The sequence below is a fragment of the Streptomyces dengpaensis genome, assembly GCF_002946835.1.
Taxonomy (GTDB): Bacteria; Actinomycetota; Actinomycetes; order Streptomycetales; family Streptomycetaceae; genus Streptomyces; species Streptomyces dengpaensis.
Window position 1 is genome coordinate 1452428 of the sequence record NZ_CP026652.1, and the last position, 13826, is coordinate 1466253.

Annotated in this window: 13 protein-coding genes; 3 read left to right on the top strand and 10 right to left on the bottom strand. The window is 72.6% G+C overall.

Annotated elements, in window-relative coordinates; all coding sequences use genetic code 11:
• Positions 1-211 precede the first annotated feature (211 nt).
• A complete protein-coding gene (locus tag C4B68_RS06595) occupies positions 212-2233 on the bottom strand; it encodes a heavy metal translocating P-type ATPase (protein ID WP_167459020.1) in 2022 nt (673 codons plus the stop codon).
• A 45-nt stretch (positions 2234-2278) separates the two neighbouring features.
• On the opposite strand from C4B68_RS06595, the gene C4B68_RS06600 reads away from it, so the two are divergent.
• Positions 2279-2641: an ArsR/SmtB family transcription factor gene (locus C4B68_RS06600; protein ID WP_099498985.1), complete on the top strand. Its 363-nt coding sequence runs from the start codon at positions 2279-2281 to the stop codon at positions 2639-2641.
• A 5-nt stretch (positions 2642-2646) separates the two neighbouring features.
• Here the strand turns inward: C4B68_RS06600 and C4B68_RS06605 are convergent, their stop codons facing one another.
• Both C4B68_RS06605 and C4B68_RS06610 read right to left on the bottom strand, forming a co-directional pair.
• The gene (locus tag C4B68_RS06605) at positions 2647-3582 is read right to left on the bottom strand and encodes a lysylphosphatidylglycerol synthase domain-containing protein (RefSeq protein WP_099498475.1); all 936 of its coding nucleotides are present in this window, start codon (positions 3580-3582) and stop codon (positions 2647-2649) included.
• Complete coding sequence (locus tag C4B68_RS06610; RefSeq protein ID WP_099498476.1) at positions 3579-5081, bottom strand: hypothetical protein; 1503 nt, start codon at positions 5079-5081, stop codon at positions 3579-3581. Before C4B68_RS06610 ends, C4B68_RS06605 begins: the two co-directional genes overlap by 4 nt.
• A gap of 196 nt (positions 5082-5277) precedes the next feature.
• On the opposite strand from C4B68_RS06610, the gene C4B68_RS06615 reads away from it, so the two are divergent.
• Positions 5278-5661 (top strand): BlaI/MecI/CopY family transcriptional regulator, encoded by a 384-nt coding sequence (locus C4B68_RS06615; protein ID WP_099498477.1) that lies wholly within the window; start codon positions 5278-5280, stop codon positions 5659-5661.
• 181 nt (positions 5662-5842) lie between these two features.
• On the opposite strand, the gene C4B68_RS06620 is transcribed toward C4B68_RS06615, so the two are convergent.
• Entirely contained in the window at positions 5843-6448 is a 606-nt protein-coding gene (locus tag C4B68_RS06620; RefSeq protein ID WP_099498478.1) for a GOLPH3/VPS74 family protein, read from the bottom strand.
• A gap of 104 nt (positions 6449-6552) precedes the next feature.
• Between C4B68_RS06620 and C4B68_RS06625 the strand changes: the two genes are divergently transcribed.
• Positions 6553-6735, top strand: a complete 183-nt coding sequence (locus C4B68_RS06625) for a hypothetical protein (RefSeq protein WP_099498479.1) — start codon at positions 6553-6555, stop codon at positions 6733-6735.
• 96 nt (positions 6736-6831) lie between these two features.
• Here the strand turns inward: C4B68_RS06625 and C4B68_RS06630 are convergent, their stop codons facing one another.
• The 6 genes from C4B68_RS06630 to C4B68_RS06655 form a co-directional block, all read right to left on the bottom strand.
• On the bottom strand, positions 6832-7341 hold the full coding sequence (locus C4B68_RS06630) for an O-acetyl-ADP-ribose deacetylase (RefSeq protein WP_099498480.1): 510 nt from the start codon (positions 7339-7341) through the stop codon (positions 6832-6834).
• Positions 7338-8747, bottom strand: a complete 1410-nt coding sequence (locus C4B68_RS06635) for a phytoene desaturase family protein (RefSeq protein ID WP_099498986.1) — start codon at positions 8745-8747, stop codon at positions 7338-7340. The genes C4B68_RS06630 and C4B68_RS06635 overlap by 4 nt, the downstream gene beginning before the upstream one ends.
• A 130-nt stretch (positions 8748-8877) precedes the next feature.
• The gene (locus tag C4B68_RS06640; RefSeq protein WP_099498481.1) at positions 8878-9744 is read right to left on the bottom strand and encodes an inositol monophosphatase family protein; all 867 of its coding nucleotides are present in this window, start codon (positions 9742-9744) and stop codon (positions 8878-8880) included.
• A gap of 324 nt (positions 9745-10068) precedes the next feature.
• Positions 10069-11889, bottom strand: a complete 1821-nt coding sequence (locus C4B68_RS06645; RefSeq protein WP_099498987.1) for a gamma-glutamyltransferase family protein — start codon at positions 11887-11889, stop codon at positions 10069-10071.
• A 399-nt stretch (positions 11890-12288) separates the two neighbouring features.
• Positions 12289-13164, bottom strand: coding sequence for an amino acid ABC transporter permease (locus C4B68_RS06650; RefSeq protein ID WP_099498482.1), 876 nt, complete (start codon positions 13162-13164; stop codon positions 12289-12291).
• Positions 13161-13805 (bottom strand): amino acid ABC transporter permease, encoded by a 645-nt coding sequence (locus tag C4B68_RS06655; protein ID WP_099498483.1) that lies wholly within the window; start codon positions 13803-13805, stop codon positions 13161-13163. Before C4B68_RS06655 ends, C4B68_RS06650 begins: the two co-directional genes overlap by 4 nt.
• Between the last annotated feature and the right edge of the window lie 21 nt (positions 13806-13826).

Consider the following 13826-nt stretch of genomic DNA (forward strand, 5'->3'; position numbering starts at 1 on the left):
TCCCTGGCCTGCCCCGCGATGCGTCGGCAATGTCCTCGGGATGGAGCGCCTCCCTCCCCTCACGCTGCTGGACCTCGAGGTCCTGGACATGCTGCTGGTGCCCGAAGAGCTCCGTGTCCACGTAGCCCGGCTCGATCACCCAGAAGCGCACGTTGCACTGCGTGTACTCCTGGCGCCAGGCCTCGGTGGCTCCAGTGACCCCGAAGCGCCGCTACCCCGCGTACACCTTCCGCCACGCGGACTCCCGCAGCAGCCGCAGCCCGTTGAGGCCGACGAGGACGGTGGAGCCCTCGTGACCCGCGACGCCGAGCGGGAGCGGAAGGTGCCCGAGCAGGTCCCACAGGACGAGGGCCGTGATGAACGTACCCGCGACGACGAGGTTCTGGATGACCAGGCGGCGGGCGGCGCGGGAGAGCCGTACGACCGCGGGGATGGCCGCCAGCTCGTCGCGGACGACGACGGCGTCGGCGGTCTCCAGGGCGAGGTCGGATCCGGCGCGGCCCATCGCGATCCCCGCGTGGGCGGCGGCCAGGGCGGGCGCGTCGTTGACGCCGTCGCCGACGAACAGGACCTTGCGGTCGGCGAGTTGGAGTACGGCCTCGACCTTGTCCTGCGGCAGCAGACCGGCGCGTACGTCGGTGATCCCGGTGGCGGCGGCCACCTGGGCGGCGGCGCGCGGGTTGTCGCCGGTGAGCAGTGCGGGTGCGGTGCCGGTCAGGGCGGTGAGCGCGGCGACGGTCTCGGGGGCGTCGGCGCGGAGGCGGTCGGCGAGGGTGAGGGTGCCGACGGGGGTGCCGACGCGTTCCACGAGAACGACCGTGCCGGCGTCCTCGGCGTCGGCGTGCGCGTCCGGGCGGCCGACGCCGGCGTCCTCGGCATAGGTGTGGGCATCCGGGCGACCGACACCGGCGTCCTCGGCATAGGTGTGGGCATCCGGGCGGCCGACCGTGATGACCTGGCCGTCCACCGTGGCGGTGACTCCGTGCCCCGGCTTCGCCGTGAAGTCGGCGGCGGGTGCGAGGCGCAGGCCGCGGGCGCGGGCGGCGGCCACGATCGCGCGGGCGAGCGGGTGTTCACTGGGGTGCTCGGCGGCGGCCGCCAGGGCTAGCAGTGCGTCCTCGTCCAGGCCGGACCCCGGCGAGGGACGTACGGCCGTCACCTCGGGCGCACCCTCGGTCAGCGTGCCGGTCTTGTCGAGGGCGGCCATGTCGGTCTCGCCGAGGCGTTCCATGGCAAGCGCCGACTTGACCAGCACGCCGTGTCGTCCGGCGGTGGCGATGGCGGAAAGCAGCGGCGGCATGGTGGCCAGCACCACCGCGCACGGCGATGCCACGATCATGAAGGTCATCGCCCGCAGGAGCGCGCCGGTGAGGTCCGCGCCGAAGGCCAGGGGCACCGCGAAGACGGCGAGGGTGGCGGCCACCACGGCCACGGCGTACCGCTGTTCGACCTTCTCGATGAACAGCTGCGTCGGCGCCTTGGTGCGGGACGCCTCCTCGACGAGGGTGACGATCCGGGCGATCACCGAGTCGGCGGGGTCGCGCTCGACGCGGACGCGCAGGGCTCCGGTGCCGTTGAGGGTGCCCGCGAAGACCTCGTCGCCGGGGGTCTTCAGGACCGGCAGCGGTTCACCGGTGATGGTCGCCTGGTCGGCCTCGCTGGTGCCGTCGAGTACTCGCCCGTCGGCGCCGATGCGCTCCCCGGGCCGGATCAACAGCACGTCTCCGACGGCGAGTTGGCCAGTGGGGACCGACTCCTCTCCGCCGGGGGTCACGCGCGTCGCGGTGGCGGGGGCGAGGTCGAGCAGACCCCGTACGGAGTCCTCGGTGCGGGCGGTGGCCAGGGCCTCCAGGGCGCCGGAGGTGGCGAAGATGACGATCAGCAGGGCGCCGTCCAGGACCTGTCCGATCGCGGCCGCGCCCAGGGCGGCGACGATCATCAGCAGGTCGACGTCCAGTGTCTTCTCGCGCAGCGCCCGCAGCCCTTCGAGCGCGGGTTCCCAGCCGCCGGCCGCGTACGCGATCACGTAGAGCGGGCCGTACGTCCACCCGGGCGCACCGCCCAGGTCCAGCGGAAGCGCGAGCAGGAAGGCGACGGTCGCGAGGAGCGCCCAGCGGGCCTCCGGCAGCGCGAGGACGCGAGTACGGCGCCGAGGGGGTGCCGTGGCTGGGCGGTCGGGGACGAGTGAGGGGGCGAGAGCGGGAGTCACGCGCAGCACGATACAGGAACACATGAAGACTCATTCATGTCTTCACATGCGGTGGGTAAGATACAGCCCATGGGTCATGGAGCCGTCACCGCCGCACAGGACGCCGCCGCGCGCGTACGCCTGGACGCGGCCAACGTCGCCAAGGTGGCCACCACGCTTCAGGCCCTGTCGACCCCCTCCCGCCTGCTGATCCTTGCCCGGCTGCGCGAAGGGCCGCTCCCGGCAACGGAGTTGGCCGCGGCGGTCGGCATGGAGCAGTCCGCCTGCTCGCACCAGCTGCGCCTGCTGCGCAACCTGGGCCTGGTCGTCGGCGAGCGCAGCGGCCGCTCGGTGGTGTACGCGCTGCACGACCACCATGTCGCCGAACTCCTCGACCAGGCGGTCTACCACGTGGAACATCTGCGGCTCGGCCTCACTGACGCCCCCGAGTGAGGACCTCACAGCACCCGGCGGCGCATCAGCACTCCCAGCGCCAGCAGCCCCGGGAGCAGCGGTAGCCAGACGGTGAGCAGCCGGTACCCGAGGACTGCCGATGCCGCGGCGCTGCCCGGTGCTCCGGCGAGGGTGAGGGCCAGCGCGAGGGCGGCGTCCAGGGAGCCGAAGCCGCCGGGAGTGGGCAGCAGGACGGCGGCGCTGCTCGCGGCGAGGTAGGCCAGTGCCACCTGGGCCGGGGACAGCGGCAGATCGATGGCCTGGGTGACGGCGACGACCACGGCGGCGTGGAGCGAGGCGAAGGCGAGCGAGCCGCCCCACAACGCGGCCGCCCGCACGGGGACTTCGTGCACGGCGCGGACGTCGGCCAGCACCGCTCGCAGCGCGCGCCGCAGCGGCCCCGCGAGGAGGGCCACCACGGTGGCGGCCGCCGCGACCGTCACCGCCCATGCCGTCGCGGAGACGTGCGGGAAGCGGAGTGTTCCGGGGCAGGCCAGCGCGAGCGCGGCGATCAGGCAGCCTCTCGCCACGGTCCCCGCGGAGGCCTTGACCGCCAGCGCGGTCACCGACCGTGCGACGGGCAGCCCGCACCGGTTCAGGAAGCGCAGATTGACGGCGCCCGCCCCGAGACCGGCGGGCAGCAGGTGGTTGGCGGCGGAGGCCGCGAACTGCACCGCCACCAGCCGCCCGGCGGGCAGCGGCCGGGCCACCGCGCCTTGCTGGGCGAGGGCCGAACACGCCCAGGTCGCCATGGTGGCGAAGGCCGCCACGAGCAGCCAGCCGCGGTCCGCGACGGCGAGCCGGACGGCTCCGCTCTCGATCACCGGCCAGTGCCGCCGGGCGAGATACACCGCGCACACCACCACGACGAGCGTGACCCCGGCATGCCAGGAGACCCGTCGGCCGACGGTGGTCGCGAGAGCGCCGGGCGGAAGCGTCATGCCGCTCGGCCTCCCGCTCCCGGCGCGACGTAGACGCGCAGGTTGCCTATGACGTGCGGTTCCCAGTCACGGGCATACGCGGGCGGGCGGCCTCCCGAGGTGGTGAGCGCGGCGACCGGCATGCGCTGTCCGGCCCGCACGATGCCGGCCGGGGTGACGTTGGCGTTGTGCCCGCTGGTCTCGACGGAGGAGCAACCGGCGTAGAACGCGATCGGGACGGCCTGCCGGCCGGTCAGCAGGCAGGGCGGCAGGACGCCGAGCCGGTGCAGCTCGGCCGCCGTGTTCGCCCAGCCCCGGTGGGAGACGGTGGTGCGGCGCACGCTGCCCGCCAGGACCGCGTACTGCACCGCCAGATGGCCGACGAGGCCGAGCGCCACCAGAGTCGCCGCCACCGGGCGCCAGACCCCGCTCGGGGTGGTGACCAGGTGGACGAGGGCGTCGGCGACGGGGATCGCGAGGAGGGCGTAGACCGGGAGCAGGAAGCGCGGCGCCGCGTATCCGATCATGAACAGATAGGGGAAGCCCGCCGTACTGGCGCAGGCCAGGGGCAGCAGCGTGCTCGCCGCGCGCCGGGCCTTGACGGCGACCACGATGCCGGCCGCGGCGAGCAGCGGCAGAGCGAACCACCACACCATCACCACCGGATCCGGCATCGCCCCGGTGCACGGACGGCACAGCGTGCGTCCGTCCAGGCTGCGCAGCTGGTCGCCGACGGCGATGTTCCAGCCCAGGCCGCCCTGGATGCGGGAGGCGTCGGCGAGCCGTTGGCCGAGGCCGCCGTAGCTGACGTACGCCTCGACGACCCACTCGCCCGCTCCGGCCGCCAAGCCCGCGACGAGGGCGAGAAGCAGCCGTGGCCGTCGCCACCGGCGGACCGCCACGGCGACGACGAGGAGCGGCAGGGTCACCCAGACCGCGTCGGTGGGCCGCATCCACGCCATCAGCGCGGTGCTCGGGCCCACTCCCCACAGCGCCGCCCGGTCGGAGCGGTCCGCCTGGGCACGCAGGAAGCAGCCGACGCAGGCCAGGGCGCCCATCGCCACCCAGTAGTTGGGCATGGCCTGCGGGCCGTAGAAGACGGTCACCCACAGCGTCGCGAACAGGGCACCGGCCATGGCCAGCACCCGTACCGGGAACAGCCCTCGCCAGACGCGCAGGGCCAGAAACAGGGCGAGTCCGGACAGCAGGGCGAGATAGATCCGCAGCAGTGTCGTGGACGACGACCAGGAGGCGATCGGCGCGACGAGCAGCGGGACGCCGCGGGCGCGCGGCGCGCTGAAGAACGCCGCGGGGGCCTGCCGGCTGACCTGACTGACGTACACCGTCTCGTCCCAGCCAAGGCCCATTCCGGGGCGTACGAGTACGAGTTGGGCCAAGGCGAAAGCGGCCGCCACCAGTGCGAGCCAGCGTTGGCCGGTGAGGTGTCCGAACGTGCGGGCGGCCGACGGCGGGCCATGACGCTTGGCGCCGATGAGCGGGAGGTTCAAGGTCTTGGCCATCGTCCACCCTTCAGCCCTACAAGCCGTAGGGTTGCTTCACCCCGCAAACGGAGGGCAAGGGTGGGAGTCGGGACAACAAGGTGACAGTCCGGAAAACATGGATAAATTAGCGCGCACCGGGCGGGGGTGCAGTCCGGGAAAGGCATCCGGGGGCCGACACCGTCCGCCTGCCCCTACGCGCTGTAAGGTGGCGGACATGGCTGGCACAGGCCCCCGCGGCAGAGCGGAACGGCGCAGCGCCGGTGCGTTGGAGAGCGAAGTCCTAGCCGCCCTGTGGGCCACCGAGGACGCCCTGACACCCGCCGAGATCCAGGCCGGGATCGGCGGCGGCCTCGCCTACAACACCGTGCACACCATCCTCAAGCGCCTGTACGACAAGGGCCTGGTGCGCCGTGACGTGGACGGACGGCGCGGCGCGTACCGGCCCGCCAAGAGCGCGGCCGAACTGACCGCCGAGGCCATGCACGAGTCCCTCGACCGCGCCCCCGACCCGATCGCGGCCCTGCAGCGGTTCGTTACCGGGCTGAGCCCCTGGGAGACGGCGGCCTTGCGCGACCTCCTCGGGGGGAACGGGCTCTGAGGATCGAGGCCTGCGTTCGCCTCGTCCTCGCGCCCTCGGCGCCCCGTCCGCCGTGGGCGCCGCCCCGCCCGCCCTCAGCGCGGTGACGGCACGGGCGACCTGCTAAGGCTTCGGCGGCTGTTCGAGGAGACGGAGGCCGGCCAGCGCTCCGGCATGGATCTGCTTCACCTTCCTCGCTGCGTCACTCACCTCGCCAGATGTTGTCGAAGGCCGCCTCTTCGATGCTGCGCCGCTGCCGTACAGCCTCCAGTTCCGTCACCGCGTCGATGACGGCGCCCAGGACCGTCGCGACCGGCTCGTCCACGCCGGTCGCGACCTCTTCGGCCGGCTCGTCGTGGACGCCGGCGGCGGCCGCCAGGCCGGCGAGGACGGGCTCGCCGGATGTCCAGCGGTCGGCCGCTCGGCGACGAGCCGGTGAGTCGACCAAACCCGCGCGGCCGGTCGGGACGGACATCCAGCGGTGGCGTCGCCGGGTGACCTGTCCTTCCGCCTCCAGGTCGGCGAGATAGGCCGCGGCCAGGCCACGGCCCCTGCGCCACAGCCAGTCCCCGACGGACTCGTACGGCGCCTGCCGGATGAGCGACGACATCGCCTCGTTCAGCAGGCGATCACTCAGGGTCCACTGCGGGCCGGGCACGATGCGGTCGCCGTCCAGGGTGAGGGCCTGGGCGTCGATGAGGTCGATCAGTTCGGCTCCCGCGAGGGCCAGTGACAGGGCGCCCTGCTCGACGGGACGGCTGGACCTGACGTCCATGGTGGTGATCAACAGGTCTCGCGGTGTGGTCATGAAGGACTCCACGTCAGAGGCAATCGGGGGGCGCTGCATCGCCCGGAGGGCCGCCTTACATCTGTGGCAAGCGTCGCACTACCACCATGTGCCGCGGGAAGCCGATGCGCAGCACGGCGGTGGCGGTGCCCGCCGCGAGAACCACGACGGTCGCCGGCATCAGGGCCTGGGCAGCCGGGGTGGAGTGGTGGCGCGACGGCCGGTGGCCGGTGGCCCCGGTGGCCCCGGTGGCCGAGGATCTGGCCGACGGACCGACGGACCGACGGACCGACGGAGTGACGGAGTGACGGAGTGATCGGACCGACGGAGTGATCGGACCGACGGAGTGGTCGGATGGGCGGAGTGGTCGGATGGGCGGGCCGAGCGCCTCGCCATGGGCCGGCTCAGCGGACTTGCGCGGCGAACACCTCGTACGCCCGCTCGTCGAAGAGGACGAACCTGACCTCCTCGACCGCCGTCTCCGTGCTCCGGACCGTCTCGACCGCGATGCGGGCGGCGTCCTGCATCGGCCAGCGGTAGACGCCGGTGGAGATGGCCGGGAACGCGACGGTGCGGGCGCCGAGCTCGTCGGCGACGCGCAGCGATTCCCGGTAGCAGGAGGCCAGCAGCTCGGAGCGGTCCTCGCTCTCGCTGAAGACGGGGCCCACGGTGTGGATCACCCACTGCGCGTCCAGCTCGCCCGCGGTGGTGGCGACCGCCTGGCCGGTGGGCAGGCCCTTGCCGTAGTGGGAGGCACGCAGCTTGCGGCACTCCTCCAGGATCGCGGGGCCGCCGCGGCGGTGGATCGCGCCGTCCACGCCGCCCCCGCCCAGCAGCGAGGAGTTCGCCGCGTTGACGATGGCGTCGACGGACTCGCGGGTGATGTCACCCAGCGCCAGCGTGATCGTGGTCATGACTGTCGCAGCCTCCTCCAGACGGCCTTAGCCGCGTTGTGCCCCGACATGCCGTGCACGCCGGGCCCCGGCGGGGTGGCCGACGAGCAGAGGAAGACGGCCGGGTGCGGGGTGCTGTACGGGAACGCAGACAGTTTGGGGCGCAGCAGGAGCTGAAGCCCGGAGGCGGCGCCGCAGGCGATGTCACCGCCCACGTAATTCGCGTTGCGGGCGGCGAGCTCGGGCGGGCCCGCGGTCGCGCGGGCCAGTACGCGGTCGCGGAAGCCGGGCGCGAACCGCTCCAGCTGTCGCTCGATCGCGTCCGTGAGATCGCCGGTCCAGCCGTTCGGAACATGCCCGTACGTCCAGAGGACCGCCTTGCCCTCGGGTGCCCGGGAGGGGTCCATGACGCTGGGCTGAACGGTGATCAGGAAGGGTGCGTCGGGCGCCCGGCCCTCGCGCGAGGCCGCCCGCAGCGCGGTGTCGATCTCCGCGCTGCTCCCGCCGATCTGCACGGTCCCGGCGGTGCGCGCCTCCTTGGCGGTCCAGGGCACCGGGCCGTCGAGCGCGTAGTCGACCTTGAAGACGCTCGCCCCGTACCGGTACCGCTCGTAGTACCGGCCCAGGCCGGCGATCCGGGCCAGTGCCGTGGGCGAGGTGTCGAAGACGTACGACCGCGCGGGGGGCAGGTCGTCCAGGCGCTTGACCTCGTAGTCGGTGTGGACGGTGCCGCCGAGGTCCTTGAGATACGCGGTGAGCGCGTCGGAGATGGACTGGGAGCCGCCGCGCGCGACCGGCCAGCCGCGTGCGTGTGCGGCCAGGGCGAAGACCAGGGCGACGGCGCTGGTGGCGATGCCGTCGAGCGGGGCGATGACGTGCGCCACGAGCCCGGCGAACAGGGCCTTGGCGCGCTCGTCGTGGAAGCGGCGCGTCAGCCAGGTCGACGGCGGCAGTCCGGCGAGGCCGAAGCGGGCGAGGGTGACCGGGTCGCGGGGCAGCGCGGTCAGCGGCAGCGACATGAAGTCGTGCACCAGCGTGTCCCACTGGGGCAGGAACGGGGCGACGAGCCTGCGGTACGCGCCCGCGTCGCGCGGTCCGAACGAGGCGGCCGTCTCGGCCACGGACCGCGAGAGCACCGCCGCCGTACCGTCGGGGAACGGGTGTGCCATGGGCAGCTCGGCGTGCAGCCACTCCAGGCCGTACCGGTCCAGGGGCATCGCCTTGAACGCGGGTGAGTTGATTCCCAGCGGATGCGCCGCCGAGCACGGGTCGTGCCGGAAACCGGGCAGGGTCAGCTCTTCGGTGCGCGCTCCCCCGCCCACGGTGTCCCGCGCTTCGAAGACGGCAACGGAGAAGCCCCGGCGGGCCAGCTCCACGGCAGCGGTCAGTCCGTTCGGCCCCGCACCCACCACGACCGTATCGAGCATCGACGGCACCTTCGGACTCCTTCGTCAGCCGATGGCCACTGAGGATCAGGATATGCCGGGGGACTGACACCCTTGGGGGCGCGGGGGGTTGAGGAGGCCGGACGCCCCGGATCGCGCGCGGGTCTCCCGGTCAGATCCCGGCCGCCACCTGATCGGGCTGCGCGGCCAGCAGGGCCACCACCCGGCGGGCCGTGGCCTCGTCCCGGGCCGCCGTGAACGGCAGCGCGTTGCCCCCGGTGACGCGGAACGGCTCTCCCGTGAGGGTCAGGTGGGCGCCGCCCGCCTCCTCGACGAGGAGCAGACCTGCGGCGTGGTCCCAGGCGGCCTCCCAGGAGAAGGCCGTGGCGTCCAACTCACCGCGGGCGATGGCCAGGTACTCCAGACCGGCCGAGCCGCACGGGCGCGGGTCGACGCCCTCGACGCGCAGGCCGAGGAGGGCACGCTTCTGCTCGTCCGTCGTGTAGTCCGGGTGGGACGTGGCGATGTGCAGGTCACGGCCGGGCTCGGGCGAGCCGGAGAGCAGCGGTACGCCGTTGAGTACGGCGCCCCGGCCGCGTATCGCGGTGGCGAACTCGTCGCGCGCGGGAGCGAACGTCCACGACGCGCGCACGACGCCGTTCAGCGTCAGCGCGACCAGCGTGCAGAAGCCGGGGTCGCCGTGCACGAACTGGCGCGTTCCGTCGACGGGGTCCACGATCCACACCGGCGCCGCGCCGCGTATCGCCTCGTAGGTCGCCGGGTTGGCGTGCACCGCCTCCTCGCCGACCACGACCGAGCCGGGCAGCAGTGCGGTGAGCGCCTCGGTGAGGTACTCCTCGGCCTTGCGGTCGGCGTCCGTCACGAGGTCGTGCGGGCCGGACTTCTGGTCGATCTCGTGCGCGGCGAGCTGCCGGAAACGCGGCATGATCTCGGCCGCGGCCGCTGTGCGCACCGCTTCTTCGACGTCGGACGTACGGAGGGCGAGAAACTCGTCGATGGTTTCGATGTCTACGATCATGGCTCAATGAGAGCACGGGCCACTGACAATCCCCACCGGATCGGTGTACTACGAGTGGAATTGCCATGAATTCCGGGGTTCGGAGATCGCATACCGAAGGTTCGGCGGCCGGCGACGCCGGCTAGGCCAGATCGGGCTCGGAGGTCTGTGACACCGGCGCGGCGAGACCGGCCCCGGCGGTCCGTGACACCGGCGCGGCAAGACCGGCCCCGGCGGTCCGTGACACCGGCGCGGCAAGACCGGCCCCGGCGGTCCGTGACACCGGCGCGGCAAGACCGGCCCCGGCGGTCCGTGACACCGGCGCGGCAAGACCGCGCCCGGCGATCAGCGGCCGACCGCGTACCCCTGCATCCCGCGCGGATTCGCCGCCGCCGACAGCACACCCGTCTCCGGGTCCCGTGCCACCGCGCACAGCCGCCCCTCGGACCAGGCGTCGGCGACCAGGACGTCATGGCCGCGGCGGCGCAGTTCCTTGACGACCGACTCGTCCATGCGGGACTCGACGGTGAGGCTGCCGGGGCGCATGCCGCGGGGGTAGAAGGAGCCGGGGAAGCTGTCGGTGTGCCAGTTCGGGGCGTCGATCGCGCCCTGGAGGTCGAGGCCGCCGCGCACCTCGGAGCGCAGCGCCACGGACAGGAAGAAGTGCGTCTGCCACTGGTCCTGCTGATCGCCGCCCGGGGTGCCGAACGCCATGACCGGCACCCCGTCGCGCAGCGCCAGCGAGGGGGTCAGCGTGGTACGCGGTCGCCGGCCCCGCGTCAGGGAGTTGGGCAGCCCCTCCTCCAGCCAGGCCATCTGCAGCCGGGTGCCGAGCGGGAAGCCCAGTCCGGGCACGACCGGGTTGGACTGCAGCCAGCCGCCGCTGGGAGTGGCGGCGACCATGTTGCCCCACCGGTCGACGATGTCGAGGTGGCAGGTGTCGCCCCGGGTACCGCCGTCCGGCGTCACGTCGGGTTCCGCGACCGTCCGGGCCACGGTCGGCTCACCTGCGCCCGGCGCCGCCGCCACGGCGAAGCCAGGCTCCCCGTCGGCCACCACGCGCGCGTGCCGGCTCAATCGCGGAGTACGGCCTCCGGGGCTGCCCGGGCGCAGCTCGTACGACGCCTTGTCGCCGACGAGCGCGCGCCGGGCGGCGTTGTATGCCGGCGACAGCAGCTCGTCGAGCGGAACGTCGGCCGCGTCCCCGTACCAGGCCTCCCGGTCGGCCATGGCGAGCTTGCAGCCCTCGACGAGCAGGTGGACGTAGTCGGCGGAGCCATGGCGCGGCAGCTCGGGCGGGAGCAGGGCCAGCTGCTGCAGGAGGACCGGGCCCTGACTCCAGGGGCCCGCCTTGCACAGGGTCCAGCCACGCCAGTCGTACGTCGCCGGGGCCTCGTAGCTCGCGGACCAGCCGGCCAGGTCGGCGGCTGTCAGGGTGCCGGTGTGGCGCTCGCCGCTGGTGTCCATCGTGGGCCGCCGGGCCTGGCGTACCAGGGCCTCGGCGATGAAGCCGGAGCGCCAGACCCTCCGCGCGGCCTCGATCTGCCCCACGCGGTCCGTCTCGCCGCCGATCTCGGCGAGCAGCCGTCGCCAGGTCGCGGCGAGGGCGGGATTGCGGAACAGCTCGCCGGGTCGCGGCGCCTTGCCGCCCGGCAGATACACCTCCGCCGACGAGGTCCACTCCGTCTCGAACAGCTCGCGCACGGTCTCGACCGTCTCGCCGACGCGCTCCACGGGCGCGTGTCCGTCCTCGGCGTACCCGATGGCGTACGAGAGGACGTCGGCGAGCGACTTGGTTCCGTGGTCGCGCAGCAGGAGCATCCAGGCGTCGAACGCGCCGGGCACGGCGGCGGCGAGCGGCCCGGTACCGGGTACGAGATCCAAACCGAGTCCCCTGTAGTGGGCGATCGTCGCTCCGGCGGGCGCGACGCCCTGTCCGCACAGCACCCGCACCTCGCCGCCCGCCGGGGCGAGGATGATCGGCACCTCGCCGGCGGGTCCGTTGAGGTGGGGCTCGACGACGTGCAGGACGAAGCCCGCGGCGACGGCGGCGTCGTACGCGTTGCCGCCGTCCTCCAGGACGGCCATCGCCGACTGCGAGGCGAGCCAGTGCGTGGAGGACACCATGCCGAAGGTGCCCTGGAGGGTAGGGCGGGTGGTGAACATACGGCCTCTCACCTCGATGTTTTCACGCATCGGCCGGACCGGTCGACGCTCAGGACGGCTCCTGGGGAGAATCTGGGGAGTTTGAGCCGGGCCCTCATCCATCTGCTGGCGCAGCAGGCTATCGATCGCCCGGCGCCCCTTCTTCCCCGCCTCCGGCATGAAGTGGGCGTAGTGATCGAGAGTGATGGTCGGTGATGAGTGCCCCAGCCACTTGGCGAGGGTCACGACCGACTCCCGTACTTCGTTGTCAGCACGAGGCGACGGCGCCCTGCCGTTCTCCTCCACCTGGCGGCGCGTCAGCCACCGCACCCGCACGCCCATCGCCGCGGTGTGGCTGTCCGTGGGCGTCGCCCTCACCCGGGAACCCGTCCCGACGGTGGCCGCCATCCGGCGCGCCGGTCAGAGGCGCTCGGAGGGGCCGGGACCCGACAGCACGTCGGTCGGGCCCGCCTCGGCCACCTTCGCCTCGCCTACCTTCACACTGCGCCGCTCGCGCTTGGCCACCCAGTTGGCGAACCACGACAGCAGCATGCACAGCCCGATGTAGATCGGGGAGATCACCATCACGACGGGGATGAACGGCAGGTCGTAGTCGAGGTTGGTGGCGATCAGCTTCCCAGCCTGGAGGAACTCCTCGTACGTGATCAGGAAGCCGAGCGAGGTGTCCTTCAGCGTCACCACCAGCTGGCTGATGATGGCAGGCAGCATGGCCCGTACTCCCTGCGGAATCAGGACGTACCGCATGACCTGCGTCTTGCGCATGCCGAGCGAGTACGCGGCCTCGCGCTGCCCGCGCGGCACGGAGTTGACGCCGGTGCGGAACACCTCGGCCAGCACCGAGCCGTTGTAGAGGGTCAGCCCGGTCACCAGCGCGGGCAGCGGCTGCACCTTCAGCGCCACGAAGATGAAGAAGATCATCACCAGCACCGGCATCGCGCGGAAGAACTCCACGAACAGCGTGGCGAGCCAGCGGATGGGCCGGTGGTCGGAGAGCCGGCCGCAAGCCAGGACGGCGCCCAGGGCGAGGGAGAGAACGCCGGCGTAGCCGAACGCCTTGAGCGTGTTGGCGAGCCCTTCGAGGAGCAGCTCCTGAATGCCCACGTACTGGAAGGGCCGCCACTTCACAGCCTCGAACTGCCCGGTGTCGAACAGGAGGTAGACGATCCAGCCGATGATCGCGAGGATCACGGCCACGGCCGCGGCGCCGAACCACCGGTGCCGGACCCGGGCCTTCGGGCCGGGAAGGTCGTAGAGGGCGGTCGCGGTCCTGGTCATCGGGGAACCCCCCAGCGCTTCTCCAGCACGTTGAACAGCGCGCTGATGGCGAGCGTCACGATCAGATAGCCGACAGCGATCCAGACGAAGGCCCAGACGATGTTGTAGCCCCTCTCGCCCAGCGGCTTGTAGACGCCGAGCAGCTCGGGGACGCTGAACGCCCCGGCGATGGCGGAGTTCTTGGCGAGCGCGATGAGCGTGGAGCCGATGGGCGGGATGACGGTCCGGAATGCCTGCGGCAGCACGACGAGGCCCAGGACCTGGACGAAGGTCATGCCGAGGCTGCGCGCCGCCTCGCCCTGCCCGACCGGGACGGTGTTGATCCCGGAGCGCACCACCTCGCAGATGAAGGCGGAGGTGTAGCAGCCGAGGGCGAGGATCGCGAAGGTCTCGAAGGGCAGCACGATGCCGAACCGCGGCAGCCCGAGGAACACGGCGAAGAACAGCAGCGTGAGCGGAGTGTTGCGCAGGACGGTGACCCACGCGGTGCCGAAGGTCCGCAAGGACCCGACGGGGGCCACGCGGAAGCCGGCCATGACGGTGCCGAGGCCGAGGGCCAGCAGCGAGGCGAGGATCGTGAGCTGCACCGTTCCCCACAGGCCGTCGCCGTAGAGCGACCAGTTGTCGAGGAGGACGTCCATCGGGTCCCTGAACTCCTTGAA